At 45.8% G+C, this 25,700-nt stretch carries 31 protein-coding genes, 1 pseudogene and 1 riboswitch; of the genes and pseudogenes, 3 read left to right on the top strand and 29 right to left on the bottom strand.

The genetic code is table 11. The features are described from left to right. Positions 1-74: 74 nt before the first annotated feature. The 8 genes from ccsB to BM278_RS09565 all read right to left on the bottom strand — a co-directional run bounded on the left by ccsB (position 75) and on the right by BM278_RS09565 (position 7,795). Positions 75-1,265, bottom strand: a complete 1,191-nt coding sequence (gene ccsB, locus BM278_RS09600; protein ID WP_090949286.1) for a c-type cytochrome biogenesis protein CcsB — start codon at positions 1,263-1,265, stop codon at positions 75-77. Continuing rightward, entirely contained in the window at positions 1,249-2,910 is a 1,662-nt protein-coding gene (locus tag BM278_RS09595) for a cytochrome c biogenesis ResB family protein (RefSeq protein WP_090949285.1), read from the bottom strand. Before BM278_RS09595 ends, ccsB begins: the two co-directional genes overlap by 17 nt. A 13-nt stretch (positions 2,911-2,923) precedes the next feature. Beyond that, positions 2,924-3,448: a thiol-disulfide oxidoreductase ResA gene (gene resA, locus BM278_RS09590; RefSeq protein WP_090949283.1), complete on the bottom strand. Its 525-nt coding sequence runs from the start codon at positions 3,446-3,448 to the stop codon at positions 2,924-2,926. A gap of 103 nt (positions 3,449-3,551) precedes the next feature. Beyond that, a complete protein-coding gene (locus tag BM278_RS09585) occupies positions 3,552-4,283 on the bottom strand; it encodes a pseudouridine synthase (RefSeq protein WP_090949282.1) in 732 nt (243 codons plus the stop codon). A 156-nt stretch (positions 4,284-4,439) separates the two neighbouring features. After that, positions 4,440-4,973, bottom strand: coding sequence for a spore maturation protein (locus tag BM278_RS09580; protein ID WP_090949280.1), 534 nt, complete (start codon positions 4,971-4,973; stop codon positions 4,440-4,442). Then, entirely contained in the window at positions 4,973-5,569 is a 597-nt protein-coding gene (locus tag BM278_RS09575; protein WP_090949279.1) for a nucleoside recognition domain-containing protein, read from the bottom strand. The genes BM278_RS09580 and BM278_RS09575 overlap by 1 nt, the downstream gene beginning before the upstream one ends. Further along, the gene (locus BM278_RS09570) at positions 5,562-6,701 is read right to left on the bottom strand and encodes a D-alanyl-D-alanine carboxypeptidase family protein (protein ID WP_090949277.1); all 1,140 of its coding nucleotides are present in this window, start codon (positions 6,699-6,701) and stop codon (positions 5,562-5,564) included. The genes BM278_RS09575 and BM278_RS09570 overlap by 8 nt, the downstream gene beginning before the upstream one ends. Before the next feature lie 182 nt (positions 6,702-6,883). Beyond that, positions 6,884-7,795: a superoxide dismutase gene (locus BM278_RS09565; protein WP_090949276.1), complete on the bottom strand. Its 912-nt coding sequence runs from the start codon at positions 7,793-7,795 to the stop codon at positions 6,884-6,886. 122 nt (positions 7,796-7,917) lie between these two features. On the opposite strand from BM278_RS09565, the gene BM278_RS09560 reads away from it, so the two are divergent. Continuing rightward, positions 7,918-8,724: a DUF2935 domain-containing protein gene (locus BM278_RS09560; RefSeq protein ID WP_090949274.1), complete on the top strand. Its 807-nt coding sequence runs from the start codon at positions 7,918-7,920 to the stop codon at positions 8,722-8,724. Between the two features lie 41 nt (positions 8,725-8,765). On the opposite strand, the gene BM278_RS09555 is transcribed toward BM278_RS09560, so the two are convergent. From BM278_RS09555 to BM278_RS09540, 4 genes are read right to left on the bottom strand one after another with little or no spacing between them, the layout of a single operon-like run. Beyond that, positions 8,766-9,257: a YpuI family protein gene (locus BM278_RS09555; protein WP_167359617.1), complete on the bottom strand. Its 492-nt coding sequence runs from the start codon at positions 9,255-9,257 to the stop codon at positions 8,766-8,768. A gap of 22 nt (positions 9,258-9,279) precedes the next feature. Further along, the gene (locus BM278_RS09550) at positions 9,280-9,699 is read right to left on the bottom strand and encodes a hypothetical protein (RefSeq protein ID WP_090949272.1); all 420 of its coding nucleotides are present in this window, start codon (positions 9,697-9,699) and stop codon (positions 9,280-9,282) included. A gap of 60 nt (positions 9,700-9,759) precedes the next feature. Then, the gene (gene scpB / locus BM278_RS09545; protein WP_090949270.1) at positions 9,760-10,350 is read right to left on the bottom strand and encodes an SMC-Scp complex subunit ScpB; all 591 of its coding nucleotides are present in this window, start codon (positions 10,348-10,350) and stop codon (positions 9,760-9,762) included. Continuing rightward, positions 10,337-11,107 carry a segregation/condensation protein A gene (locus BM278_RS09540; RefSeq protein ID WP_090949269.1) on the bottom strand — a complete coding sequence of 257 codons (771 nt, stop codon included), beginning with the start codon at positions 11,105-11,107 and terminating at the stop codon, positions 10,337-10,339. The genes scpB and BM278_RS09540 overlap by 14 nt, the downstream gene beginning before the upstream one ends. Before the next feature lie 124 nt (positions 11,108-11,231). On the opposite strand from BM278_RS09540, the gene BM278_RS09535 reads away from it, so the two are divergent. Next, complete coding sequence (locus BM278_RS09535; RefSeq protein ID WP_090949267.1) at positions 11,232-11,747, top strand: DUF309 domain-containing protein; 516 nt, start codon at positions 11,232-11,234, stop codon at positions 11,745-11,747. A 12-nt stretch (positions 11,748-11,759) separates the two neighbouring features. On the opposite strand, the gene BM278_RS09530 is transcribed toward BM278_RS09535, so the two are convergent. The 6 genes from BM278_RS09530 to BM278_RS09505 all read right to left on the bottom strand — a co-directional run bounded on the left by BM278_RS09530 (position 11,760) and on the right by BM278_RS09505 (position 16,892). Beyond that, complete coding sequence (locus BM278_RS09530) at positions 11,760-12,107, bottom strand: GNAT family N-acetyltransferase (RefSeq protein ID WP_090949265.1); 348 nt, start codon at positions 12,105-12,107, stop codon at positions 11,760-11,762. A 123-nt stretch (positions 12,108-12,230) separates the two neighbouring features. Further along, entirely contained in the window at positions 12,231-12,695 is a 465-nt protein-coding gene (ribH, locus tag BM278_RS09525; protein WP_090949263.1) for a 6,7-dimethyl-8-ribityllumazine synthase, read from the bottom strand. 71 nt (positions 12,696-12,766) lie between these two features. Continuing rightward, complete coding sequence (locus BM278_RS09520; RefSeq protein WP_090949262.1) at positions 12,767-13,960, bottom strand: bifunctional 3,4-dihydroxy-2-butanone-4-phosphate synthase/GTP cyclohydrolase II; 1,194 nt, start codon at positions 13,958-13,960, stop codon at positions 12,767-12,769. Between the two features lie 20 nt (positions 13,961-13,980). Beyond that, positions 13,981-14,628: a riboflavin synthase gene (gene ribE, locus BM278_RS09515; protein WP_090949260.1), complete on the bottom strand. Its 648-nt coding sequence runs from the start codon at positions 14,626-14,628 to the stop codon at positions 13,981-13,983. A gap of 16 nt (positions 14,629-14,644) precedes the next feature. After that, positions 14,645-15,754, bottom strand: coding sequence for a bifunctional diaminohydroxyphosphoribosylaminopyrimidine deaminase/5-amino-6-(5-phosphoribosylamino)uracil reductase RibD (ribD, locus tag BM278_RS09510; RefSeq protein WP_208601789.1), 1,110 nt, complete (start codon positions 15,752-15,754; stop codon positions 14,645-14,647). Between the two features lie 269 nt (positions 15,755-16,023). Further along, positions 16,024-16,158: riboswitch (FMN riboswitch) on the bottom strand. A 293-nt stretch (positions 16,159-16,451) separates the two neighbouring features. Further along, positions 16,452-16,892, bottom strand: coding sequence for a peptidylprolyl isomerase (locus BM278_RS09505; protein WP_090949257.1), 441 nt, complete (start codon positions 16,890-16,892; stop codon positions 16,452-16,454). A 138-nt stretch (positions 16,893-17,030) separates the two neighbouring features. Between BM278_RS09505 and BM278_RS09500 the strand changes: the two genes are divergently transcribed. Continuing rightward, on the top strand, positions 17,031-17,912 hold the full coding sequence (locus BM278_RS09500; RefSeq protein ID WP_425272976.1) for a DUF1002 domain-containing protein: 882 nt from the start codon (positions 17,031-17,033) through the stop codon (positions 17,910-17,912). A 35-nt stretch (positions 17,913-17,947) separates the two neighbouring features. On the opposite strand, the gene lysA is transcribed toward BM278_RS09500, so the two are convergent. The 11 genes and pseudogenes from lysA to spoIIAA form a co-directional block, all read right to left on the bottom strand. Then, positions 17,948-19,264, bottom strand: coding sequence for a diaminopimelate decarboxylase (lysA, locus tag BM278_RS09495; protein WP_090949254.1), 1,317 nt, complete (start codon positions 19,262-19,264; stop codon positions 17,948-17,950). A 168-nt stretch (positions 19,265-19,432) separates the two neighbouring features. After that, complete coding sequence (locus BM278_RS09490; protein ID WP_090949252.1) at positions 19,433-20,905, bottom strand: spore germination protein; 1,473 nt, start codon at positions 20,903-20,905, stop codon at positions 19,433-19,435. 36 nt (positions 20,906-20,941) lie between these two features. Next, positions 20,942-21,073 (bottom strand): annotated as a pseudogene (locus BM278_RS18335) (stage V sporulation protein AE); the annotation flags it as partial. Next, entirely contained in the window at positions 21,055-21,405 is a 351-nt protein-coding gene (locus tag BM278_RS09485; protein WP_090949250.1) for a SpoVA/SpoVAEb family sporulation membrane protein, read from the bottom strand. The pseudogene BM278_RS18335 and the gene BM278_RS09485, both read right to left, overlap by 19 nt. Further along, positions 21,405-22,421 carry a stage V sporulation protein AD gene (spoVAD, locus tag BM278_RS09480; RefSeq protein ID WP_090949248.1) on the bottom strand — a complete coding sequence of 339 codons (1,017 nt, stop codon included), beginning with the start codon at positions 22,419-22,421 and terminating at the stop codon, positions 21,405-21,407. The genes BM278_RS09485 and spoVAD overlap by 1 nt, the downstream gene beginning before the upstream one ends. A gap of 21 nt (positions 22,422-22,442) precedes the next feature. After that, complete coding sequence (locus tag BM278_RS09475; RefSeq protein ID WP_090949246.1) at positions 22,443-22,880, bottom strand: SpoVA/SpoVAEb family sporulation membrane protein; 438 nt, start codon at positions 22,878-22,880, stop codon at positions 22,443-22,445. Positions 22,881-22,893: 13 nt separating this feature from the next. Next, a complete protein-coding gene (locus BM278_RS09470) occupies positions 22,894-23,310 on the bottom strand; it encodes a stage V sporulation protein AB (protein ID WP_090949328.1) in 417 nt (138 codons plus the stop codon). Between the two features lies 1 nt (position 23,311). After that, the gene (locus tag BM278_RS09465; protein WP_090949244.1) at positions 23,312-23,935 is read right to left on the bottom strand and encodes a stage V sporulation protein AA; all 624 of its coding nucleotides are present in this window, start codon (positions 23,933-23,935) and stop codon (positions 23,312-23,314) included. Between the two features lie 143 nt (positions 23,936-24,078). After that, positions 24,079-24,831 carry an RNA polymerase sporulation sigma factor SigF gene (gene sigF / locus BM278_RS09460; protein ID WP_090949242.1) on the bottom strand — a complete coding sequence of 251 codons (753 nt, stop codon included), beginning with the start codon at positions 24,829-24,831 and terminating at the stop codon, positions 24,079-24,081. 13 nt (positions 24,832-24,844) lie between these two features. Further along, positions 24,845-25,285, bottom strand: coding sequence for an anti-sigma F factor (spoIIAB, locus tag BM278_RS09455; RefSeq protein ID WP_090949239.1), 441 nt, complete (start codon positions 25,283-25,285; stop codon positions 24,845-24,847). After that, entirely contained in the window at positions 25,285-25,626 is a 342-nt protein-coding gene (gene spoIIAA, locus BM278_RS09450; RefSeq protein WP_425272975.1) for an anti-sigma F factor antagonist, read from the bottom strand. Before spoIIAA ends, spoIIAB begins: the two co-directional genes overlap by 1 nt. Positions 25,627-25,700 lie beyond the last annotated feature (74 nt).

Below are 25,700 nucleotides of genomic sequence, written 5' to 3'. Positions count from 1 at the left end.
TATCTACTTTATCGTAAAATAAGGATGCCCCCGCCAATGGGGCATCCTTTTGTGCAAAGCCATTCATCTATTCATCATGTTCCGGCGTAGGAATGCAGCCCGGCGATCACTAAGTTCACCGCCACTAAATTAAACATGATGATCGCAAAACCAATGACCGCAAGCCATGCCGATTTTTCGCCGTGCCATCCTTTCGACAAGCGAAGATGCAAAAACGCGGCGTAAAACAGCCATGTAATCAGCGCCCACACTTCTTTTGGATCCCATCCCCAAAAACGTGTCCACGCAATTTGCGCCCAAATCATCGCGAAAATAAGCGCTCCAAGCGTAAATACCGGGAATCCGATCGCGACAGCGCGATAGCTGATTTCATCCGTTAAATCCAAGTTGACGTTTTTGACAAGCGGCTGCAAAGCGGCGGCGACCCGCTTCCGCAACACAAGACGGAGCAACACATATAAAACCGTGCCCCCGATGAACGACCAAATAACGGTATTTAATTTTTTCGCGTTGATGATCGCCGGCATGTAAACGAACGGTTCAAAACGGTCGGCGCTTTCCTTCACCAACTTTCCTTCATGAGGGCCGACTAATGCCGGCATGTTATAAACGACTTCCGATTTTTGCTCGTTTTTGTCAACCCATGTAAATTTTGCTTCATAATCCGCAAGGTTGAATGACGTCGATACAAGCACAAAGCCGAGCGTTGTAATTAAGCAGAACATGACGACTTCCAGCCAGAATGTGCGTTTGCTCGGCTTAGACTGATCGACGACACGAACTAAATAAATGAGACCAGCGGCAAAGCTGACAGCTAAAATCGCTTCTCCCGCCGCGGCGGTAGTTACATGGATGTGCAGCCAATCGCTTTGCAATGCCGGAATCAGCGGAGTAATCTCACGCGGAAACATGCTGGCGTAAGCGATCACTAACAATGCGACCGGCAATGTAAACAAACCAAGAATACTTATTTTATAAATAAAATAAATCACGATAAAAGCAGCGACAAGCATCATCCCAAAAAACGTCGTAAATTCAAACAAATTGCTGACCGGCGCGTGCCCCGCTGCGATCCATCTTGTAATAAAGTAGCCAAGCTGCGAAACAAACCCGATGATCGTTGTCATAATGCCAAGCTGCGCCCACCGATCTTTTTCTTTTTTCTCTTTTCCTTTTTTATCGCGAATCGCTCCGCCGAAAAAAAACGTCCCGATCAAATAAAGAATAAACGCGATATACAACAACGTGCTACTTAGTTGCGCCATGCGCTTGCCCCCCTTGCGCTGCTTTTTTCTCTTCTTCCGCTTGATCGATCGGCATCGCTAATCCCGTTCCTTCAATGACACGGCGAATTTCATTTTTTAGCCCGAACCAGTTTTTGTTCGTATGCGCAGCAAGCCATACTTCGCCATTGACGCGCTGCAGCCAGATGCGGCGATGGTTCCAATACATTCCTTGGACGACCCCAATCATAAATATCGCTCCGCCAACGCCTAAAATCCAAAGCGTAAAATCGCGGCGCACTGTAAGCCCTGACACATTTCTCGTTTCCAATCCAGCAAATGCCATTTTATATTTATTATTGCCAAACGGCTCAATCGTCTGTTGAATGGCGACAAAGCTCACTTCCCCTTTTGGCTTGTCCGGGGTAAGCATTTTAAACACGAACGCCGGATTGTTTGGAACTTTTGATTTTGTAGACGGATTCCCATCCTCATCAAAATAAAAATCCGGAAAATAACTTAATAACTCGACCCGATAACCGTTGCCAAGGTTATAGGAAGGTTTTGGGTTATGCAAATCGATGACGACAGTGCCAAACGATTTTTTCGACGTTTTATCCATTAATTGAAACGCCATTTTATACGGCTCGTTTTGTTTAAAGTCGACTTGGTACAACGCATAATGGTCATATTTTAACGGTTCATTGACGCGAATCTTATACTCTTTTATTTTTTTCAGCTTCGGTTCTGCGCCAGCGACAACCGGACCGACGCGTTTATAAAGCACGACGTTCGTTTGGTAATTTTTTGCAACCGTACCGCTACCGACGCGATCAATCGCCGCATTAAACACTTCATTTTCCTTTCCTTTTTCATATGTTTCAAAAATGAATTTTTCGTTCTTTAAGAAATATTTTCCATGCGTCCCAGGGATTTCTTTCGTTTCCCCTTCGCGAATCCACAGGACTTCATCGACATACATTCCGGGAACGAAGCGAAGCATTGCACCAATTAAGAAAATAATTAATCCGATATGGTTGACATACGGACCCCAGCGGGAAAAACGGCCTTTTTCCGCCAAAATATTGCCGTTTTCTTCGCGAATATGGTAGCGGCGCTGCGCCAATTTCTCTTTCACTTGTTTGAACACATCATCGACATCAGCGACTCTCGAAGTGCTAAATAACCGCTGCCGCCGCAAAAAATTCGGATGTCTTGTGACGCCTTGTTTTTTCAAAGCGCGATAGAGCGGGATCACGCGGTCTAAGCTGCAAATGACAAGCGATACGCCGATCGACGCAATCAGGAGCATATACCACCATGACCCGTACAAATTATTAAATCCGAGCTTATAATACAGTTTTCCCGCCCATCCGTATTGATCAGCGTAATATTCAGCAGGACTAACGTTCGGCGGGATATACATTTCCTGTGGGAAAATCGTTCCGATTGCCGAAGCAATGAGCGTAATAACGATCAGCGCTACCCCTACTTTGACGGAAGAAAAAAACGCCCAAATTTTATCCACGATCGTTTTATTATACGTTTGCGAACGGCGCGCGCTTCCTTCATAACGCATGTCCAAAAGCTTTTTCTCCGTGTTTTCTTCAAGCGGTTTTCCGCATGATTCGCAAAAAGCAGTCCCATGCGGATTCACATGACCGCATTCGCATTTGACATGTTCCATTTCGCAAAACTCCTTACGGTTTAATGCTTTCCATATACTGCTTGACCATTTCCTCTGTCATCGTTCCAGTGATAATTTTTTTCACTTTGCCGTTTTTATCAATCAAAAACGTCGCCGGCAGTCGATCGACATCGTAGGCGTTCATCACTTGATCTTCCCGGTCGATCATGACTGGAAACGTCAAGCCAAAACGGTCGACAAACTTTTGCACACTTAACTTTGTCTCGCCAACGTTCACTGCCAACACTTCAACACCTTGCTTTTTATATGTGCTATATTGCCGGTTGATGTACGGCATTTCCTTTTCGCACGGCTTGCACCACGTGCCCCAGAAGTTCAAAAACACTCCTTTGCCGCGATAGTCGGAAAGACGATGTTGTTTTCCGCTTAAATCGGTCAAAACAAAATCCGGTGCCGTTGAGCCAACTTTTACCCTTGCTTTTTCTGTGAAAAAATTGGAATAAATCGTGTATCCAACCGCCGCCAATAACAGTAACAAAATCACCGTTCTCATAACAAGCCGCTGTTGTTTTTTCATTTTTCAAACCCCTTAAAATCGTAGTATCCCATTTTCCATTATAACAGTGTTTTTTATCGTACAAATTGGCATTATATGAACGTTATGTGACAATGTAACCGTTTTATTTTCCGCCACCCGATAACGCGAGCGCGCGCAACTGTTTTACTTCATGCGGCGTAAGTTCGCGATATTCGCCGGGATTTAACCCTTTCAAATCGAGAAAAGCGTATCGCTCCCGCTTCAATTTCATCACATTGCAGCCAATTGCCTCAAACATGCGGCGCACTTGGCGGTTTCGTCCTTCATGAATGCGAATTTCAATAATCGCTGTTTGTTTTTGTTTATTGTGCGAAAGCATCTTTACTTTTGCCGGCGCGGTCATGCCGTCTTCGAGCATAATTCCTTTTTCGAGCTGTTTTAATTGCTTGAACGTCGGAATTTTTTTCACTTTTGCGATATATACTTTTTCGATTTCATAACGAGGATGCATTAACAAATTGGCAAAATCCCCATCGTTGGTGAGCAAAAGAATTCCTGACGTATCATAATCGAGACGGCCAATTGGGTAAATGCGTTTATCGACATCTTTAAAAAAATCGGTGACGACTTTCCGACCTTTATCGTCTTTTACGCTCGAAATCACCCCGCGCGGCTTATAAAAAAGATAATATACCGGCTCCTCTTTTTCTACCGGTATTCCATCTACTTCCACTTTATCGCGCGGACTGACTTTCACGCCAAGTTCAGTAACGACTTTCCCGTTTACCTTTACTTTTCCTTGTAATATAAGTTGTTCTGCTTTCCGCCTTGATGCAATTCCGGCACGGGCAATCACTTTTTGCAAACGTTCCATCACTGTTTCACCTCTTTCATCATCTTACTCTTTCACTTCAAAAGATACAAGCATACTCTCTCACTATTTTTATCATACTCGCCTTTTTTCGACAAATATAAAACTATGCCGATAAAAAACGATAAAAATAAAAAAAGCCGCCTAACGATAGGCGGATTATCTTCCAAAGATAAGCAGCACAATAAAAAAGGAAACGATAAAGCTGAGAATATCCGCTAAAATCCCGACTTTCAACGCATCTCCCATCTTTTTGATGCCAACCGCGCCGAAATAAACGGTTAACACATACAATGTCGTTTCCGTACTGCCTTGTATCGTGGACGCGAGCCTGCCAATGAACGAATCCGGCCCATATGTAGCGATCAAATCGGTCGTCATGCCAAGCGCGGCGGTGCCGGAAATCGTGCGCACCACCGCCAGTGGCACCACCTCCGCCGGAAGGCCAATCGCATCAGCAATCGGCTTGATTCCATTCATTATGTAATCTAACGCACCTGACGCGCGAAAAATCGAAATCGAAACAAGCATGCCGACTAAGTACGGAATAACGGAAAAGGCGATTTGAATGCCTTCTTTCCCACCTTCGACAAACGCTTCATAAGTTGGCACCTTTTTTACGGTTCCATATAAAAGAATAAACGCGATGGTGATTGGAATAAGCCAAGTAGAAAGGAGCTGAATGAACGCCATTACCGCTTCCCGCCTTTCCGCGTTCTCTTCCAATAATAATAACGATCAATACAGACCGCGCCAATCGTTGAAATCGTCGAAGCGACAAGCGTCGTGCCGATAATTTCTCCGGGCGCTGCCGACCCGTATGTCATGCGAATCGAAATAACCGTCGCCGGAATAAGGGTGATGCTTGATGTATTGATCGCTAAAAACGTGATCATCGAACGGCTTGCTTCCTCTTGATGGCTATTAAGCTTTTTTAATTCTTCCATCGCCTTAATCCCCATTGGGGTTGCAGCGCTTCCAAGCCCAAACATATTGGCAACCATGTTGGAAACGATATAGCCAAGCGCGGGATGGTTTGGCGGCACTTCTGGAAAGAGGCGGCGGACAAGCGGTTTGAACAAAGCGGCAAGCCTCTTGAGAAGACCGGCTTCTTCGGCGATTTTCATCAATCCAAGCCAAAACACCAAAATGCTGATCATGCCGATGCTGATGGTGACCGCTTCTTTCGCGCTTTGAAAAATCGCTTCATTCACTTTATTCATCGTGCCGCTCATCATCGCAAAAGCGATGCCAACAACGGCCATCGCTACCCAAATAAGATTAACCATCGTTTCCCACACCTAAAAAATGAAATGCGTTCCAAATCGGACGTTCCCCCTTGCTTGTACTCTTTTTATACAAAAGCGGAACTTCATCGACCGCTTTTTCCCCCAAGTAAAGCATCGCTTTTCCAACGATCGACGGAATGCGGCTTTCGTCTTTCTTCCACTCCTTGTCCGGACGGAGAAGATGAATTTTTACACGCAAATCTTTCATTTCTTCTTCAGTCACAGGATACCGCAAAGCGCGGCTTGCTTGAATGTTTTCGCGGTAAAAGGGATCGCGAATTTTTTTTACCATGCGTTTTCGGTCCACTTTGGCAATGATATAATGTTGAAAACCGTATTCGTACATGGCAATATGATCGTTCCAATCATCGGGTGCGTCCAATGTCACCGCGATTAAATCGAGACCGCCTTTGGAAGCGGTCGTCACAAGCGTTCGTTTCGCCCGTTTTGTATAGCCGGTTTTTCCTCCTGTGCAATATTCATATAAATTCGTCAGCAGCTTATTTTTATTCCGCCAGACCCGATCCCATTTTTCTCCGGGATTAGGTGCACGATACACTTTCGTTCCGGAAATTTTTCGAAATTCTTTATTTTTCATCGCATATTGCATAAGCAGCGCCATGTCGTAAGCCGTAGAATAATGGTTTTCCGCATCATCTAATCCGTGCGGATTGGCAAACTCGGTATTGCGCATGCCGATTTCCGCCGCTTTTTGATTCATTAAAAACACAAACCCTTCGACACTGCCGCCAACATGTTCGGCAATCGCCACCGCCGCGTCGTTTCCTGAACGAAGCATCAGCCCGTAGACGAGATCACGAAGCTTTATTTTTTCCCCTTCCTTTAAATAAATCGACGAACCTTCTGCACGGACAGCGCGGGCGCTTACTGTCACCGTATCATCCATTTTTCCTGATTCGATCGCTAAAATCGCCGTCATAATTTTGGTAATGCTGGCAATGCGCCGCTTCGTATGCGCGTCTTTTTCAAACAATACGCGCCCCGAATGCTGTTCCATTAAAATCGCGCTTTGTGCACTCACTCCACCCACTGCCTTCACCTGATCCGGAATACATGAAAAAAACACCGTCATCGCTGCAAGAAACAGTGCAATTAGTTTCCATAGCTTCATGTAATCTCCATCCCTTTTGCTCTTTTGTACAAGTGTATGCACCAAACAAACAGATATGATCGTAAAATGTACAAGTTGCCGCAGTCACGGCTGCATAATCCGATCTTCAAAGTGGCGGATTGTTGCAAAAACGAAAACAACCGAAAACATAATAGACGAAGGAACATTTCCTTCGCCTTTCATCAAAACGGTTTCCAGCGTAGCTTTTTCGCTTGCGCAAACCGCTCTTCCACGTCGCGCCAGTGGACAACATTCCACCAGCTGTTAATATATGCGGCGCGGTCGCTTTTATATTGCAAATAATAGGCATGCTCCCAAACGTCCAACACAAGAAGCGGAATCGTATCCCACTGTGTCATGAGTTGATGTTTTTCCGTCTGCAAAATTTCTAAGCGGTGCGACCGCGGCGCCCAAACGAGCAACGACCAGCCGACTCCTTCGACGCTTTTTGCCGCCTCGGTAAAATGGCGCTTAAACCGTTCAAAACTTCCAAAATCGCGCTTTATTTGTTCCAGCAGCTCGCCGCTCGGTTCTCCGCCGCCTTTTGGATGCATATTATTCCAAAAAATCGTGTGCAAATAATGCCCGGAACCGTGAAACGCCGCTTCCCGCTCCCAATGTTTCAGCCATTCATAGTTGTTTGTTTCGCGCGCTTTTTTCATCATTTTTTCCGCTTTATTCAATCCATCCACATAACTTTGATGGTGTTTTGTGTGGTGCAGCTGCATTATTTCTTTGGAAATATGCGGCTCGAGCGCGTCGTAACTGTAGGGAAGCGGCGGAAGAACGTGCCTGCCCGCTGCTATATAGGTTTGGCTCCGCTCTCCTTCCTCACCGATTTCTTCACCTTCGTCAGCCAATGGCTCGTTTGCTAGAATCGCTGTCGCTTTTTCATACGCTTCATCAACCATGCGCTGAAGATCATAAATGTCAGCTTCCGTCCATTCCCCTTCGTGTTTGTCGATATAGGAAAGCAATGTTGCAATATCGCGATGGGCCATTCCATCATCCCGTTGCCGCAAAATTTGTTCGACTTGCGTTCCCCATTCGCTGACTTCCTTCACATATTGCTGAAATAATTCTCGTTCGCCCATTTTGAAAAACCTCCCCTTTCTTTGTACCCATATATCGTATGCCAGCTGCCCAAAAATCGTTCTTGTCCGCATTCACCCAATTTCCTTTGTGTTCATACATATAAAATCGGGGTGAGAAGCAAATGAAAAAAACATTAGAACAAGAAGCGCTGTGGGAAATGCGCTTTTGGATGCAAATTTTTGGCGATCATTGCCGATTCATTCTCGAATCTTTGGCAGAAAAAGAAAAGGCGGAAATCGAACAGGCGCAACAATTCATTCACGTATTTGATGAATTGTTGGAAAGCGCCCGTCGACCGGGATCATGGCCATGGACGGCTCTCGTTCAACGGGGAAAAGAGGCGGGGGAACAGCTGCGGGCATTTAAACTTCATTTGTTAAAGCGGCTTTTGACCGAAAAAATTAGCTTTTCTCTTCCTCCTACTTTCGTCAACCATATGGTAAACGAATTGGACGAATGGCTGCGCCTTGCCGGCTATTACGCGCGAGGAAAGCGGCCACCCGGCGTTCACCCGCTTCATCATGATTTATTATGGCTGCTGGATGCTGCCGGACACGCCGGCTCCATCCATGACCGACTCGACAATAGTGAAAAAAACTTAAAAGAACAAAGCCACACGTTTACAAAAGAGTGGGAAGATTTTTACTTAAAAGCGGTGGAAATGGCGGGATATTTACGGACAAACGTACACGATTTCCCCGCTTTACGCCGCTTTCACCGCGACATTCAATTAGAAATGGTGATTTTCCAAAGCTTTCTGCACGAGTTAGAAGAAATGGGGTTAAACAAAGAGGTGCTTGGTGTATTAACACCGCTTATGGCCGATCATATGGCTCGGGAGGAATGCTATTACTTGCACAAATTGGCGGAAACGACAAATGAAATCAATCCGCCAGCCTGCGACCCGACGAAGACTCGGACTGAATAATGGACAGCAAAAAAGCTGCCCGTACTCGGGGCAGCTTTCGTTTATTTTGATTGAATCATTTTTGTGCGATAGTCGGTTTCATAAAACTCCAGCTCTTCGCGAATCGTCTGAAACTCACTTTCAAGGGACAACAGCAAAGCTTGCAACGAAGGCGGGGGAGTTTGCCGAAATTTAAGCGAATTGCGTCCCGTATAAGCGGAACGGCTATCTTCGTACCATACGTCATTTTTCGGGGTAAAATATTCGGCAATGCATAAATGGTAAACGCGATACAGCACCTTTTCCGCTGCTGTTTTGCGAAACGGCTCCTCATTCAAAACGATGCGGCACGCCTCAAGCCCTTCTTCACAATATACAACGAGGCGCCGTAAATTCGCAAGCAATAATTCGCAATACGATTTGTCCACTCCTTCCCGTTCTTCGAGCAGTTTCGTCAACGTTGCTTCGTTTAAATAATCGGAAATCGTCCGGAAGGCTTTTTGCAAAAACGTTTCTACTTGTTTCGTTTGATTCCAAACCATTGAATTTCCCATTATTCCAAAACCCCCATACCGGTTAAGATGGCTGGCGAATAAAAAGAAGCGGTGATGTTAAACGGTATTCCCCTTTCGCTTCCAGTTCCGCAAAGACGTCTGGAAGCTTCGTAAACTCCATATGCGCAAAATAGCGACGAAATTCCTCCTCCTCGTTAATGTACACGCGCTTGCGGTGGCGAAAACTTGGATTTTGCAATAAGCATACGAAAGCGACGATATCGCGGAAATAGACGTCGCGCCCCGAAACGGTGAAAAGCGGATTTTGCTCATACGGCGTAAACGATGAAAGCGACTCCTCAAAATGGCGCAAATATAGAACGTAGAGCGTTTTTTCGTCCCCGTCTTCGCAAAACGTTACTTCTGAACGGTTGAAATAATCTTCAAACGTATTTGGCTGCGATTTTTCCAGTTCATATCCTTGCAAGCGGCAAATCCGCATACAATCGCCCCCTTATCCGTGCCAAAAACGCAATATAAAGTTACTCCTATCTTACCATAATCATGTTGATTCGTTAAAATTTTCTTCAAATTTTTCAAAAAATAAATCAGCTTCCTTTTCTAGCTCGTCGTCCTCTTGCAATTCCGGAAGCGGCGGCAATTCCTCTAACGTTTTTAAACCGAAGTAGTCCAAAAACTCCTTCGTCGTGCCATACAAAATCGGCCGCCCCGTTCCTTCCGCGCGTCCGACTTCTTTTATCAGCGCTTTAGCAATTAACGTCTGGATCGGTTTATCGCTTTTCACCCCGCGAATTTCTTCAATCTCCGCCCTTGTAATCGGCTGGCGATAAGCGATGATCGCCAGCGTTTCGAGCGCCGCTTGCGACAACGAAGTCGAACTAGGCGATTCAACAAGCTTTTTTAAATACGGGGCATGTTCTTTTCTTGTCGCCAACTGAAAGACTCCCGCCAATTCAATCAACTGAATGCCGCGCTTTTGCTGATCATACTCGTCCTTTAGCATATGAATAATCGCCCGCGCCTGTTCTTCTTCCACTTCCAACACTGCGGCGATTTGCTGAAGCGATAGCCCCTCATCGCCGGCAGCGAACAACAGTCCTTCGACGATCGCTTTATATTCACTCATCTCCATGCTGCTCCATCCTTTCGTTGCGAGAGATGAAAATATCGGCAAAATTCCGTTCTTGTTCGATAATAATCTCGTTTTTTTTCAGCAGTTCTAAAATCGCCAAAAATGTCACGACAATATATCCGCGGTCGTAATACGGAAATAAATCATAAAAATTTTTTCTCGTTTTCGTACGGCTTAGTTCCTCCAAAATTTCCTCCATCCTCTTTTCAATCGAAATATCTTGACGGGTAATTTTCGTATGAAGCGGTTTTTGCAATTTTTTGCGGCGCAGCAATTTCGAAAGCGCGCCAAGCATATCGTACACATTGACATCAAGCGGCTGCTTCATCATTTCTTTTTCATCTACATACATGCTTAAATCGCTCGGGGGCTTTGTAAATAAAAGCGCCCGTTCTTCTTCCTTTTTTTTCAGCGTTTGCGCCGCTTCTTTATATTTTTTGTATTCCAACAACCGCTGCATTAATTCTTCGCGCGGATCGCTTTCCGGCAGTTCCACATTTTCATCCAATATTTCTTCTTCATGTTTCGGCAGCAACATTTTGCTTTTGATCGCCAAAAGCGTCGCCGCCATCACTAAGTATTCGCTTGCGATATCAAGCTGCAATTCCTGCATCGCATGAATATATGCCATATATTGCTCAGTAATTTGCGCAACAGGAATATCGTAAATGTCGATTTCATAACGATTGATTAAATGCAACAAAAGGTCGAGCGGACCTTCAAACGCATCAATTTTCACATTATATTGCACGTTCATCCCACCATTTTCTTCACACTATCGTTAAGTATAGACGATTAGCCAACGTTGTCCAAGCCATTTTTTACGTCTAATATGATACAATTGACGCAGTACGGATACAACAATAGAAAGGCGTGAAACGATGTATCCTGACGCATATATCCACTATTTAATTCATTTCCATACAGACCGCGATTATTTTGAATGCCACGAAATATTGGAAGAACATTGGAAAAATAACGGCTACAAAAAAGTATGGGTCGTACTCATTCAAATTGCTGTGGCGCTATACCATCATCGTCGCGGCAACCAAAAAGGAGCGTTGCGCATGATGCGAAAAGCGCTAGCCCTTTTAGCAAAAGAACAAAAAGCAGTTCACGAGTTGGGACTAGATGAACAGCAGCTTTCCGAGCAGCTTGAACGCTATATTGAACGAATGGAGCAAAACGGGGCATATGAGAGCATCGATCTACCTATTCGCGATGAAACATTGCGGAAAATATGTCAAGCGATATGCGATAAACGCGGGCTTACTTGGGGAAAAGCAAGCGACATGAACGATGTCTTTTTAATTCATAAACATAAATTGCGCGACCGTTCTGATGTGATCGCAGCGCGTGAGCGGAAGAAAAAAAGTAAAGAGCTGCCGAACCAATAGACGGCAGCTCTTTTACAACTCACATTTATCCAAAAATGCCGCGGTAAATTCATTTGCCTGCAGCTGATGGTTAGGATACATCTCCTTCAGCGCTTTTACCATTTGCTTTCCAACACCTTGATGGCGGTGCGAAGGATTTACGCTAATATGTTGAATTTCAACGGTGTCCTCATCGCGCAACAGCACTCCGATAATGCCGATAATGTCATCGCCATCCTTCCATAAAAACAGCTGCCAATCATCGTTTGTTTCGTACTGTTTAATCGTTTGCTGCAACTTCTTCAAGTCTTTTTCTGTCGGCATAAAAGACAGAAGACCCATCGCAATTTTTTCGTAATTTTTTCGATAACGAATCAGCATAAAAAATCCCTCATTACTGACAAAGACTTTTCTAAAATAGAAAAGTGCTTTCGTCATTTTCTCATTACGTATTATAAACATTCTTCCTCATATTGTGAACTCTTCCGCGCGTTTTTACACTAATTAAGCGAACGAACGCAGAAGATTCGCCATCTCAATCGCGCTTACCGCTGCTTCCCAACCTTTATTTCCCGCTTTTGTGCCAGCGCGTTCAATCGCCTGTTCGATCGTATCTGTCGTTAATACGCCAAAGATCACCGGCGTTCCTGTTGACAACGAGGCGTGGGAAACTCCTTTTGCTACTTCATTGCATACGTAATCGTAATGGCTTGTCGCTCCGCGAATAACCGCGCCAAGCGCAATGACGGCGTCATACTGCTTTGATTCGGCAAATTTTTTCGCTAACAACGGAATTTCAAACGCTCCCGGCACCCACGCTACCGCCACATCGCTTTCATTGACCCCATGACGCTTGAGGCCGTCGAGAGCGCCAGATAATAGCTTGCTTGTAATAAATTCATTAAAACGGGAAACGACAATGGCGATTTTTAATCCTGTGCCGACTAAATTTCCTTCGATTACTTTCATTGCAAATCCTCCCATCTTTTCCGCCCATCATATTCATCATAATACAAGAAGGCGAAAATATCATCTTTATTTTAAAAATGCAACATGTGCCCTAGCTTTTCGTATTTTGTTCGCAAGTATTTTTCATTTTCTTTTTTCACTGGCATCTCCAGCGGAACGCGCTCCACTACTTCGAGGCCGTGCCCTTTTAATCCGGCGATTTTTCGCGGATTATTCGTTAACAGTCGCATTTTCGTCACGCCAAGGTCTTTTAAAATTTGCGCGCCGATTCCATAGTCGCGCAAATCGGCAGGAAAGCCAAGTTTTTCATTTGCTTCCACCGTATCATAGCCTTGCTCTTGCAGTTTATACGCGCGCAATTTGTTGATTAGCCCGATGCCGCGCCCTTCTTGGCGCATATATAATAAAACGCCGCGCCCTTCTTTTTCGATTTGGCGGAGTGCCGCGTGAAGCTGCGGCCCGCAATCACAGCGATAAGAGCCAAACACATCCCCTGTTAGGCACTCGGAATGAACGCGGACAAGAATCGGTTCGTCCGGGATGATTTCGCCTTTGACTAACGCCACATGTTCTTTTCCATCAACAACATTAGTATAGCCAATCGCTTTAAACTTGCCAAACTCTGTTGGAAGCGTTACTTCCACTTCTCGCTTCACCAATTTTTCTTTTCGACTTCGATATTGGATTAAGTCCTTAATCGTGATCATTTTCAAATCAAACTCATCAGCGATTTTCCGCAAATCGGGTACGCGCGCCATCGTGCCATCCTCTTTAATGATTTCGCAAATCACACCTGCTGGTTTTGCCCCGCAAAGCCGCGCTAAATCGACGGCCGCTTCCGTATGGCCGGCGCGCCGCAATACGCCGCCTTTTTTCGCGACAAGCGGAAACACATGACCAGGCCGCTTAAAATCGCTCGCTTTCGCGTTCGGATCCAACAGCGCTTGAATCGTCATCGACCGTTCATAAGCGCTAATACCGGTTGTCGTTGCTTTATAATCAACGCTAACGGTAAAAGCAGTGCCGTGAGAATCGGTATTATGATTCACCATTGGCTCCAAACCAAGCTTATCTGCTAATTCTTCCGTAATCGGAACACAAACAAGGCCGCGGCCATATTTAATCATAAAATTAATGACTTCCGGGGTCGCTTTTTCTGCCAGCGCGACAAAATCGCCTTCGTTTTCGCGATCCTCGTCATCGCACACAATAATCACTTTCCCTTGCATCAATTCATAAATCGCTTCTTCGACCGTGTCAAACATTTCATGTTCCCCCTTTTCGCTTACTTATAGCCGTGCCGTTCCAAAAACTCGAGCGTAATCGCCGGTTTCGCTTCTTCTTTTTTTCCTTCCATGAACTGGGCGACGTATTTTCCGATGACATCGCATTCGATATTGACAATATCTCCCGGCTGTTTATCGCCTAAAATCGTTGCCGCGCGCGTATGCGGAATGAGCGAAATCGTAAACGTGTCATCGGTAAGCCCAAAGATTGTCAAACTCGTTCCATCAACGGCGACAGACCCTTTTAAAATCATATATTTGCGCAATTCTTTCGGGATTTGAATTTCGTAATATACCGCATTCGCCACTGGCCATTTGCGAATAATTTCGCCGACACCGTCGACGTGTCCGGAGACGAAGTGGCCGCCAAAACGGCCGTTGGCTGCCATCGCCCGTTCCAAATTCACTTTCGAACCTCTCGTTAGCATGCGCAGCGACGTCGCTTTTACCGTCTCCGGCATCACATCAACGATAAACGAACGGTTCGTAAACGACGTTACGGTCAAACAAACCCCGTTGACCGCAATGCTGTCTCCAAGATGGACATCTTCTAAAATTTTTTTCGCTCCGATCGTCATTACAATCGCTTCGCCGGACTGTCTTATTTGCTCGATCGTGCCGATTTCCTCAATAATGCCTGTAAACATTCGTGCACTCACCCTTTTATTTTGGTATCGCGACGATTTTAATATCTGGTCCGATCGTCTCTACTCTCCGAATTTCTAGCTGCATCACGTCAGCCATGCTGGCAAAACCGATTCCTCCGATCGGCGTCGGCGCTTGTTTCCCGCCAATGAGCTTCGGAGTAAAATAGGCAACGATTTCATTAACCGCCTTGGCGCGCACAAAACTGTCGTGCACGTGTGACCCGCCTTCGACAAAAAGGGAAGTAATCCGTCTCTCGCCAAGCACATGCAACAATTCATCGATGTCAATATGCGGCGTGCTCATGGAAATTACTTGCACGTTTTCGTTCTCATATCGCTTCTTTTTTTCGTCGCTGACCTCGCTGCCGACGATCATCCACGTTTCCGCTTGTCCATCACGGAGGATAGTTGCATCAAGCGGTGTGCGCAAATGCGTATCTAAAACGATGCGTATCGGATTCTTTCCGCCTTCCGGAAGCCTTACCGTTAAGCTTGGATTATCGACAATAACGGTGTTTACCCCGACGAGAATCGCATCATGCACCGCCCTGTAGCGATGCACATCTTCCCGAGCCGCTTCTGATGTGATCCATTTGCTTTCCCCGGTTGCCGTGGCGATTTTTCCATCGAGGCTGCTCGCGTATTTGAGCGTCACAAATGGCGTTTTCGTCGCAATGTAATGGAAAAACACACGATTTAACTCATCCGCTTCTTCTTTCAGCACTCCAAGCTTTACATCGATCCCCGCGTTTCTTAGCTTTTCAATGCCTTTGCCCGCTACGAGCGGGTTCGGATCTGTCGTCGCAACGACGACGCGGCGAACGCCCGCTTCAATTAATAAATCGGCGCAAGGGGGCGTTTTCCCATAATGGCTGCACGGCTCCAGCGTTACATAAACGGTCGCCCCTTTCGCTTTTTCTCCCGCCATTCGGATGGCATGTACTTCCGCGTGCGGCTCCCCCGCTTTCAAATGGGCGCCAAGCCCGACAATTTCTCCATTTTTTACAACGACAGCGCCGACAATCGGATTAGGAGACGTCTGTCCGATCCCCGCTTTGGCCATTTCGATCGCTAAGCGCATATATTGTTCATCGTTTCGCACCGCGTTCGCCTCCTTTTGTCGCATAAAGAAAGCCCTAGGTTTAAAGTCCTAGGACAGGATTATGTAGAATCACAACGATTGCATTTATGCACTTATGCGCAAATCAGGGAAAAGCAAAGCGAAGTTTTTCGGTCATTTGCTTTTTCCGCCAAACGCAAACGAATGCATATCGAATAAACGGATTTATCGGCAAAGCAAAAAGGCGCGAAATCATCGCTTCGCCGCTCCCAGCAAACATTGCCGCTCTGTAACAAACGAGGCCATCCTCTAGTACGGAACGACAACGCGCGCTTGTGATCCTTCTCCCATCCAGACTATACTGTCGGCTCCGGAATTTCACCGGATCGTGCCTATACGGCTCGCGGGCTGAGAAGTGATGTCACTTCATCACCGCCGGTCGGGAATTTCACCCTGCCCCGAAGGATGCAAACAGTATAGAATTTTTTATTATTATATCACACAAAAACGGTTTGTCCATTGTTCCTCGCTCGCCATCTGCCTGCGCTAGCTTTCTTCGCTATTTTCCACAGGCAAAAACGGTCGATCGAATAACCGCCGTATTATTTCGCGATAAACATCCAGTAAATGATCCCCCATACAAGACTTGCCCCTAACAAAAGAAAAAACAATCCCCAATTTTTCCCCTTCATTCTTTCACCTCTTGCCATGGCGGTACGTTCATCGCTTGATAAAAAGACTTAACAGCGCTTCTGTTAAGCTTTTATTCCTCGTCAAACACTTTTACTTCTTTCATCACGTCGCCATTTTTCATCGCCTTGACAACGTCCATTCCAGCTGTTACTTGACCGAATACGGTATGCACTCCATCTAAGTGCGGCTGCGGCTCATGAACGATAAAAAATTGGCAGCTTCCTGTATCGCGGCCGCGGTGTGCCATCGAAATCGCCCCTGTCACATGTTTATGCGGGTTGTTATCTGTTTCGCACGGGATCGTATAGCCAGCATCCCCCATTCCATTGCCGTACGGGCATCCTCCTTGGCTGACAAAACCAGGGATGACGCGATGGAACGTCAAACCGTTATAAAACCCCGAATTTGCCAATTTTTCAAAATTAGCCACCGTAATTGGCGCTTCATTCGGGAACAGTTCAAACTCGATTTTTGCTCCGTTTTCCATCAAAATATATCCTTTTTTCGCCATGCACGACAACTCCTTTTTCATTGATAACGCATCATTATCATATCATTGTTGTTCACCGAAAAAAAGTAATATAATGTATACGGGATATGCCGAAAAAGGGATATCACCTTTATGAAGGAGGATGACATTGTGAAACGCATGTTGACAGGCTGCCTGCTCGCATCGCTGCTGTTTACCTTTCCAGCCATGGCGGCAGCAGATGCGGCAGAAGGCGATGTAATTGTTACATTAGGTGAAAATTTAACCGAACAGCAAAAACAGCAAATACTAAATGAAATGAACGCTCCGGACAACGCGCAAATCATTACTGTTTCCAACGCAGAAGAACATAAATATCTTGACGGCCTTATTCCAAAAGCGCAAATCGGGACGAGAGCGATCTCTTCATCGATGATTACGATTGGCGCGAAAGGATCCGGGTTAGATGTTGAAACCCATAATATTACATGGGTCACAGACGAAATGTACACAAACGCCTTGATTACGGCGGGAGTGAAAGACGCAAAAATTTATGTCACTGCTCCGTTTGCCGTATCTGGCACAGCTGCCTTGACCGGATTAATGAAAGCATACGAAATTTCTTCCGATCAAGCGATTCCTGACGATGTCAAAAAAGTCGCCACAGAAGAAATGGTGCAAACGGCAAAGCTCGGGGAATCGATCGGGCCGGATAAAGCGGTTGCCCTTCTTGCGAAAATGAAAGAAGAAATCGCAAACAATCCGCCACAAACGGATGAAGATTTACGTGCGCTTATCGAAAAAGTCGCAAAAGACCTCGGAATTACGTTAACGGAAGATGAGATCAACAGCTTAATTTCGCTATTCAATAAAATGAAAAACGCGAATATCGATTGGAACCAGGTCAATGATCAATTAAGCAAAGCGAAGGATAAATTGTCGGCGTTCCTGCAATCGGAAGAAGGAAAAACGTTTATTCAAAACATTGTTGACATTTTAAAAGAAATTTGGAACGCTATTAAATCGGCGTTCACTTCTTCCGAGCCGCAAAACAACCAATAACGAAAAAGTGCCCAAGCAAAACAGCTGGGCACTTTTTATTTCACTTTTGTTTTAAGCGGCAAATCAAGCCGCACTAAATCTTCATATGTTTCCCGCTTCACCACTAGCTGCGCCTCCCCGTTTTCCACGAACACGACAGCCGGGCGCGGAATGCGGTTATAGTTGTTTGCCATCGAATAGCCGTACGCCCCAGTGCAAAAGACGGCTAAATAATCGCCAGGGTTCGCCTTCGGCAGCGGCAAATCCCAAATCAGCATATCTCCCGACTCGCAACATTTTCCGGCAATCGAAACAATTTCATTTTTTTCGTCCAACACGCGGTTTGCCAGCACCGCCTCATACTTCGCCTCATACAGCGCTGGACGGATGTTGTCGCTCATCCCGCCGTCCACGGCAACGTAATGGCGGACATTCGGCACCACTTTTTGTGAACCAATTGAGTAAATCGTCGTTCCGGCATCGCCGACAAGCGAACGCCCCGGCTCAATCCAAATTTCCGGCATTGGAATATTTTGTTCACTTACTTGTTTTTTTACTTCCTCTATGATTTTTTCGACATATTCCGAAACAGGAATCGGATCGTCCTCGCTCGTATAGCGAATGCCGAATCCACCGCCAAGATTGACGACCGCTGGAACAAATCCGTACGTTTCCTTCCAATCAGCAATTTTTTGGAAAATTTTTTGCGCCGCTAACACAAACCCTGTCGTTTCGAAAATTTGCGAACCGATATGGCAATGAATTCCAAGAACAGAAAAGAACGAAGAGGATAGCGCTTTGCGCAGCGCCTCGTCCGCTTGGCCGTTGTTCAAATCAAACCCAAATTTAGAATCTTCCTGACCAGTTAAAATATAATCGTGCGTATGTGCCTCGACACCAGGGGTGACTCTTATTAAAATCGCTGTCGTTTTTCCGCGCTGCTTGCTTAATTGTTCCAACAACTCCAGTTCATAAAAGTTATCGACAACGACGCAACCGATTCCGCTCTCAAGCGCCATCATCAATTCTTCCCGGCTTTTATTATTGCCGTGAAAATGGATGCGTTCCGGCGGAAATCCCGCTTGTAGCGCGGTATACAACTCTCCACCCGATACGACATCCAACGACAACCCTTCTTCTTCCGCCAACTGAACCATCGCAATCGAAGAAAATGCTTTGCTTGCGTAGGCGACTTGCGCTTTGACACCATGTTTTTGAAACGCTTCTTTAAACGCACGCGCGCGCGCACGGATCAGTGCCACGTCATAAATATACAATGGCGTTCCGTATTCTTTTGCCAAATCAACCGTATCGACGCCGCCGATTTCTAAATGCCCTTTATCATTTACACGGCTTGTCCCATGAAAAAACATGCAAACCCCTCATTCCTGCGAAATGAAATTATTCAATATCGAAAATTTTTATGCATAACCGAAAGCAAAAAAGACAGTTAACATAAAAGATAACTGCCTTTTTTGCAGAAAAAAGATTACGTATAACGTATCACAATTATAAAAAAGTTGCAACTTCTTTTTGTCAATTTATGACGGCTGCCGGCGGCGGTTTTGCGGATGGACGATGCTCGGCCTTACTTTTGCCCCTGCTGCAGAGCGGCGGACGATAATTTGCATAAACGCCGCTGGATCAAACGGAATAAACGGCCATAAATACGGCGTGTTTAATGACCGGATGTGAATGAGCCAAAGCAAATAAACGGTAGTGCCAATCATCAGCCCCGGCACTTTAAACAGCGCCACCACAATGATGAGAAGCAATCGCGATATTTTATTGGCAATGCTCAACTCATAGCTCGGCGTTGCAAACGAACCGATCGCCGCAACCGATACGTACAAAATCACTTCAGGCACAAATAATCCAACATCGATCGCGATTTGTCCGATTAATACCGCGGCGATTAAACCCATCGCTGTCGAAAGAGGTGTCGGCGTATGAATCGCTGCCATACGAAGAAACTCAATGCCGAAGTCGGCCAGCAAAATTTGGATGATAATTGGGATATTCGTCTGTTTGTTCGGACCGATAAACGCCCATTTATCAGGCAACAAAGATGGTTCAAGCACGAACAACACCCAAAGCGGCAGTAAAAATAAGGATGTCAAAATGCCTAAAAACCGCACCCAGCGCACGAATGTGCCAACCGCTGGAGATTGCCGGTATTCTTCAGCGTGCTGCACATGATGAAAAAACGTCGTCGGGGTAATAATGACGCTTGGCGACGTATCTACCATCACTAAAACATGGCCTTCAAGCAAATGCGTAGCGGCAACGTCCGGACGCTCCGTATAGCGCACGAGGGGATACGGATTATATCCTTGCTTCACTAAAAATTCTTCGATCGTTTTATCCCCCATTGTTAACCCATCAATATTAATTTGCTGAAGCTCTCGTTTGACAAGCTCAACAAGCCCCGGATCAGCAACGTCTTTAATGTAAGCAATGCAAATATCTGTTTTTGAACGTTCCCCTACTTGCAAAATTTCAAAACGAAGCCGCTCATCGCGAATGCGCCGCCTAGTTAGCGCCGTATTGACGATAATGTTTTCCACATAACCATCACGCGCGCCGCGCACCACCTTTTCCGTATCTGGTTCTTCTGGCTGCCGACCCGGGTAGCTTCGCACATCGACGACAAATCCTGTCGATTCTCCTTCAATGAAAATGACGATTAGCCCTGATAACAACCGATCCACTGCCTCATCCAAGTGATGGACAGGGCTTACTTGCTGATGAACGAGACGGTTTTCGATAATTTGCTTTGCCTGCGCCGTCTGCCGTTCGTTATCGTTAATGCGGACGATTTGTTTCAACAATTCAATTAAATATTGCGTATCGCATAAACCGTTGCAATAGTAAATATGTACTTCCCTCTTTAATACATGAATTTTTCGAACCCCTAAATCAAAGCTAGTTCCAACTCCAATTTTTTCTTTTAGAAAATTTTCATTGTCAGTGAGCTTTTCCGAAATCGGAACTTTATTTTCTTTCACTTCCATAACACTTACTCCTTTCAAGGATCAAGTCGACCGCCTTCCTTGTAATCGAATGCAGCGTCCTCCGATTTGTTCAGCGATATATTGAATCGTTCGGAACGCAAACTCATCGCCATCCGTCACTAATATGACACGTCTTTTTTCATATCGAACTATCCTTTCGGCTTGCATAGAAGAGCGGTAAAAAAGGAGAGCACAACCGCAAATGACAAAATGGCTCCGGCAAATTGAAACATTCCTGAACCAATAGCCAGCCATCCGTTTACCTCGTTTTGCGCCAGCACACCTTTCGCGAGAAAATAACCGAAGCCGCTAATGGGAAGAACAGCTCCCGCTCCAGCGACCGCAATCAGCCGGTCATAAATTCCGCTGATTCCTAGAAAGACTCCCGTAGCTACAAACAAGCCCATTACATGCATTTGCGAAAACTTGCCAATATCCATGACGAGTTGGGCAATGGCACAAAGCGCCCCTCCGACAATAAATGCCACAACATAATCCATCATTGCCCCTCCTTTACTGCTTCAATCACAACGCCATGCGCAATGGCTGGAATCGACTGTTTTTGCTGCATCATTGTCGGGCTTAATAGCGCTCCTGTCGCGACAACGAAAATTTTTTGCAGCGCGCCGCGTTCCATCTCCTTCAATAAATGCCCGTACGTTACTACCGCGCAGCAAGCGCAGCCGCTCCCTCCGGCAAACACGTTTTGATCCGGCCGATAAATCATTAAGCCGCAATCGTTATAATTGTCCGTCACATCATAACCTGATTCCGCTAACATCTGTCTGACGATGACGCTTCCCACTCTCGATAAATCCCCTGTCACAATTAAGTCATAATCTGCGGGAGAAACTCCTAAATCAATAAAATGTTGTTCTATCGTGCTTGCCGCGGCCGGCGCCATCGCCGATCCCATATCGAAAGGATTCGCCGTTCCCGCATCGATCACTTTGCCGATCGTGGCGGCAGCAATGCGCCATCGCCCTCGTTTTCGGCCAATGACCACTGCTCCCGCACCTGTGACGGTAAACGTCGCCGTTTTCGGTTTTTGCACCCCCAATTCGGTCGGATAGCGAAATTGTCGCTCGGCTGTGGCATTATGACTGCTTGTTGCCGCGAGCACCGTTCTTGCGAATCCTCCGTCAATCAACGCGGCGCCAACCGCCGCCGTTTGCATCGAAGTAGAGCACGCTCCAAACATGCATAAAAACGGGGCAGGGATCGTTCGGGCAACATAGTTAGCAGTGACGTTTTGATTCAGTAAATCTCCGGCGAGAAAAAGGTCGATATCGTCGAAAGAAATGCTTCCTTTTTGCAGGCAAACGTCAATCGCCTCTTGCATTAAACGCCGCTCTGCCAACTCCCACGTCCTTTCCCCACAATATAAGTCATCGTGCGCGATATCAAAGCTCTCGCGCAACGGTCCTTCCGCTTCCAACGGTCCGACTGCCGTCCCTGTTTCCTGAATGTAAATATCATGTTCAAACACCCACGTTTGCTTTCCGGCGAGCTTCATCCACCATCCCTCTTTCTCCGCTTAAGACGTAATGTAATATAAAATGCCAAGCAAATAAGCAGCGACAACGCCATAAACGATCGCCACACCGCCCGCTTTAAACATTTGGCTGGCGACCCCTGCTGTCCATCCTTCACTTCGATGCTCGAGCGCGGCGCTTGCCAACGCATTCGCAAAGCCGGTCAGCGTCATCGTTGCGCCCGCGCCGGCAAATTGGCTAAAATCGTCATACTTTCCTACTCCCGTGAGAACAACCGCCAAAAACATCATTGTCATCACCGCTAGCTGCTGCGCAGAAAGCAACGGCATAGAAAAGAAACGGATGTACGAATTGGCGAATAACTCCGCAACCGCGCAAAGCGCGCCGCCGACGACAAATGCTTTCAAGCTGTTAAAAACATATGGCGGCTTAGGCTGAAACGCTTTCACCGCCTGAAGATAATTTGCTTTTAAACTCATCGGTTCTTCCCCCTTATCGTAAGTAATCGGCAAAATAGATCCAGTGAAATAGCGAGCCGACTATTTTTCCAAATGCGATCGCCATTAATAAAATGACGATTTTGTCGGCAACGCCGATGCGTTTTGCTAAAATCGGCCATACGTTAAGCACTTCCGTCAGCGCGGCGGCAAGCATTCCGATAAATACTCCATGCAGCAATCCGAGCGGAATTAGCCAATATTTTGATATATAGAAAACAGTATGGCGCAGGCTCATCCATCCCCCCGCCACCGCGCCGGCTACCGCGCTCCATTCATATGCATGGATCCGCTCCGTTGTTTTCGTTAATTGCGTCAAGCGGGGAATGATGCCAAGAACGACTAAAAACGCCACAAACCCTGTTCCGACAGCCAGCCCTCCCGCGAAGCCGATGAATATAACGGTCAACATTTCAATCGTCGTCAATTTTTCTCATACTTTCTTTGTTTTCATATAAAATGACGTATTGATCTAGCGATTGTTGATAATTAAACATTTCGACTTCCAAAGGGCTTGGCTCTTCGTTAATTCGCTTGCGGAACACATGATTAAAAAATAAAATCATGCCGATGCCTAATCCGAGTGAATAAGGGATTTGCAGCAGCAACGGCTTCGCGATTTTTTTCCCGGTAATCATCTCATAAAGATGTTGATGTACTTCTTGCATGCTGACATCTTCATGAAAATTCATAATGGCCATTGCCGATCCGACGAAAAGCAATAGCCATATAAGCAGAAAATAAGCAGTGGAAAAACGCCGCTTTTGCTCAACGACTTCAACAATCGTTTGCGCTGGCCCAATCACCTGCACGTCTAACGCGTCATCTCTTTCCGTCATGGCGCGAACGACTTTCATTACATCAATAATGACGATATTTTTATCGCTCGGTTGAATTTTATATAGCGGGACTGCTTTTAACTGCTCCGCTATGTTAAGATCATTTGCGATGATTTGTGCCACATCGCCAATCGTAACAACTGCTTCCGGCTTTACTTGAACGCGATGCCGTAGCTTAACAAAGACGGTTTTTTCCATCTGCCTCACACCTTAACTTATAGTTTTTTATGTATTTTCACTCGCTCTTCGCTTTTCTTTATTTAGTATGTTGGGAAAAAAAAGGATCATGCAATCATACGATATTTACCATCAATTTCATAAAAATAAAAAAGAATGGATGCCTACCCATCCATTCTTTCCTTTATTTGCTGTAAAATTTTTTTTTCAAGACGGGATACTTGAACTTGAGAGATGCCTAATCTAGATGCCACTTCCGATTGGGTTTGGTCTTTGTAATAACGCAAATATACGATGAGCCGTTCCCGGTCATCCAGCTCCTCAATCGCTTTTTTTAACGCGATTTTATCAAACCATGATGCTTCGTCGGCATCAGCAATTTGATCGAGAAGCGTGATCGGGTCGCCGTCGTTTTCGTACACCGTCTCGTGAATGGAAGCCGGGGAACGAACGGCTTCCTGAGCAAGCACGACCTCTTCTGGAGAAATCTCTAAATAATCAGCGATTTCCGTCACCGTTGGCGCCCGTCCATGTTTTTTCGAAAGCTCGTCTCTCGCTTTCCGGATTTTATTGCCCATTTCTTTTAAGGAACGGCTCACTTTCACCGTGCCGTCATCGCGAATAAACCGCTGAATTTCGCCGATAATCATCGGCACCGCATACGTGGAAAACTTCACATCATACGATAAATCAAACTTATCCACAGACTTGAGCAAGCCGATGCAACCAATCTGAAATAAATCGTCCGGCTCGTAGCCGCGGTTTAAAAAGCGCTGGACGACCGACCAAACGAGGCGCATATTTTTTTTGATAATTTCATCGCGCGCCTGTTGGTCTCCTTCTTGGCTGCGGCGAATAAGATCCTTCATCTCATGATCTTTTATCGGCGTCTGATCTCGCTTGACATCGACATCCATAGGCATGTCTCCCTTAGTTACATAACGCTTTGCTTTTCGTTATATATTTCTTTAAATAAACGGTTGTCCCTTTGTTCACTTCCGACTGGACAACGACTTCATCCATAAAATTTTCCATGATGGTGAAACCCATTCCAGATCGCTCCAACTCTGGTTTCGTTGTAAACAATGGTTGGCGTGCCTCTTCAATATTGGCAATACCGACTCCCTCGTCTTTAATCGTTAAATGGACGACTCCGTCTTCAATCACGACAGAAATGTATACGATTCCGCTTGGGTCGTTATTATATCCGTGAATAATCGCGTTCGTTACCGCTTCAGAGACAACGGTTTTAATTTCCGTTAATTCATCCATTGTCGGATCAAGCTGCGCCACGAATGCAGCAACCGCTACACGAGCAAACGATTCATTTTGGCTAAGCGCGGAAAATTGGAGGTGCATTTCGTTTCGCATCATGCCACCCCCAATGTCTTCAGCGCGAATTGTTCATCGTTTTCTAAACGGATGATTTTAAATAACCCCGACATGTCAAACAACCGTTTCACCGTCGGCGAAATCGAACATACGATCATTTCCCCGCCGAGGTTTTTAATTTGTTTGTAGCGACCTAAAATGACGCCAAGCCCGGAACTATCCATAAACGTCAAATGTTCTAAATTGAGCACAATGTGGCGAATCGCTTCTTTTTCCAGCACATCCGTCACTTTTTCTCGGAGCTCTTCGGCGGTATGATGATCAAGTTCTCCGGAAAGCCGGATGATCAATACATCCTGTTTTACTTCAAAGTCCATCATCAGACTCACTGCGTTTTTCCCCCTTGTTCATTTCGGATTAGGGAGAAGTTTCGCTACAATGCGCCGGAAATCCT

The sequence above is a fragment of the Parageobacillus thermantarcticus genome (genome assembly GCF_900111865.1).
In the GTDB taxonomy this organism is placed as follows: domain Bacteria; phylum Bacillota; class Bacilli; order Bacillales; family Anoxybacillaceae; genus Parageobacillus; species Parageobacillus thermantarcticus.
Note: the sequence above shows the minus strand (reverse complement) of the source record. Positions and strands in the feature narration are given on the sequence as shown.

Bases quoted from the DNA above. Each gene is read 5' to 3' on its own strand.
- sigF (WP_090949242.1), bottom strand. From the start codon at position 24,831: ATGGATGTCGATGTCAAGCGAGATCAGACGCCGATAAAAGATCATGAG.
- resA (WP_090949283.1), bottom strand. From the start codon at position 3,448: ATGAAAAAACAACAGCGGCTTGTTATGAGAACGGTGATTTTGTTACTG.
- ribH (WP_090949263.1), bottom strand. From the start codon at position 12,695: ATGAAAGTAATCGAAGGAAATTTAGTCGGCACAGGATTAAAAATCGCC.
- scpB (WP_090949270.1), bottom strand. From the start codon at position 10,350: ATGGAGATGAGTGAATATAAAGCGATCGTCGAAGGACTGTTGTTCGCT.
- BM278_RS09585 (WP_090949282.1), bottom strand. From the start codon at position 4,283: ATGGAACGTTTGCAAAAAGTGATTGCCCGTGCCGGAATTGCATCAAGG.
- BM278_RS09575 (WP_090949279.1), bottom strand. From the start codon at position 5,569: ATGGTTAATCTTATTTGGGTAGCGATGGCCGTTGTTGGCATCGCTTTT.
- ccsB (WP_090949286.1), bottom strand. From the start codon at position 1,265: ATGGCGCAACTAAGTAGCACGTTGTTGTATATCGCGTTTATTCTTTAT.
- BM278_RS09470 (WP_090949328.1), bottom strand. From the start codon at position 23,310: ATGTTGACCGTTATATTCATCGGCTTCGCGGGAGGGCTGGCTGTCGGA.
- BM278_RS09580 (WP_090949280.1), bottom strand. From the start codon at position 4,973: ATGGCGTTCATTCAGCTCCTTTCTACTTGGCTTATTCCAATCACCATC.
- BM278_RS09475 (WP_090949246.1), bottom strand. From the start codon at position 22,880: ATGAGTTTAAAAGCAAATTATCTTCAGGCGGTGAAAGCGTTTCAGCCT.
- spoVAD (WP_090949248.1), bottom strand. From the start codon at position 22,421: ATGAAGCTCGCCGGAAAGCAAACGTGGGTGTTTGAACATGATATTTAC.
- BM278_RS09540 (WP_090949269.1), bottom strand. From the start codon at position 11,107: ATGAACGTGCAATATAATGTGAAAATTGATGCGTTTGAAGGTCCGCTC.
- BM278_RS09570 (WP_090949277.1), bottom strand. From the start codon at position 6,701: ATGAAGCTATGGAAACTAATTGCACTGTTTCTTGCAGCGATGACGGTG.
- BM278_RS09595 (WP_090949285.1), bottom strand. From the start codon at position 2,910: ATGGAACATGTCAAATGCGAATGCGGTCATGTGAATCCGCATGGGACT.
- BM278_RS09535 (WP_090949267.1), top strand. From the start codon at position 11,232: ATGTATCCTGACGCATATATCCACTATTTAATTCATTTCCATACAGAC.
- BM278_RS09500 (WP_425272976.1), top strand. From the start codon at position 17,031: ATGTTGACAGGCTGCCTGCTCGCATCGCTGCTGTTTACCTTTCCAGCC.
- BM278_RS09485 (WP_090949250.1), bottom strand. From the start codon at position 21,405: ATGGATTATGTTGTGGCATTTATTGTCGGAGGGGCGCTTTGTGCCATT.
- BM278_RS09505 (WP_090949257.1), bottom strand. From the start codon at position 16,892: ATGGCGAAAAAAGGATATATTTTGATGGAAAACGGAGCAAAAATCGAG.
- BM278_RS09520 (WP_090949262.1), bottom strand. From the start codon at position 13,960: ATGTTTGACACGGTCGAAGAAGCGATTTATGAATTGATGCAAGGGAAA.
- ribD (WP_208601789.1), bottom strand. From the start codon at position 15,754: ATGCGACAAAAGGAGGCGAACGCGGTGCGAAACGATGAACAATATATG.
- BM278_RS09560 (WP_090949274.1), top strand. From the start codon at position 7,918: ATGAAAAAAACATTAGAACAAGAAGCGCTGTGGGAAATGCGCTTTTGG.
- lysA (WP_090949254.1), bottom strand. From the start codon at position 19,264: ATGTTTTTTCATGGGACAAGCCGTGTAAATGATAAAGGGCATTTAGAA.
- spoIIAB (WP_090949239.1), bottom strand. From the start codon at position 25,285: ATGCGAAACGAAATGCACCTCCAATTTTCCGCGCTTAGCCAAAATGAA.
- BM278_RS09550 (WP_090949272.1), bottom strand. From the start codon at position 9,699: ATGCGGATTTGCCGCTTGCAAGGATATGAACTGGAAAAATCGCAGCCA.
- BM278_RS09490 (WP_090949252.1), bottom strand. From the start codon at position 20,905: ATGGAAGTGAAAGAAAATAAAGTTCCGATTTCGGAAAAGCTCACTGAC.
- BM278_RS09465 (WP_090949244.1), bottom strand. From the start codon at position 23,935: ATGGAAAAAACCGTCTTTGTTAAGCTACGGCATCGCGTTCAAGTAAAG.
- ribE (WP_090949260.1), bottom strand. From the start codon at position 14,628: ATGTTTACAGGCATTATTGAGGAAATCGGCACGATCGAGCAAATAAGA.
- BM278_RS09530 (WP_090949265.1), bottom strand. From the start codon at position 12,107: ATGCTGATTCGTTATCGAAAAAATTACGAAAAAATTGCGATGGGTCTT.
- BM278_RS09555 (WP_167359617.1), bottom strand. From the start codon at position 9,257: ATGGGAAATTCAATGGTTTGGAATCAAACGAAACAAGTAGAAACGTTT.
- spoIIAA (WP_425272975.1), bottom strand. From the start codon at position 25,626: ATGATGGACTTTGAAGTAAAACAGGATGTATTGATCATCCGGCTTTCC.
- BM278_RS09565 (WP_090949276.1), bottom strand. From the start codon at position 7,795: ATGGGCGAACGAGAATTATTTCAGCAATATGTGAAGGAAGTCAGCGAA.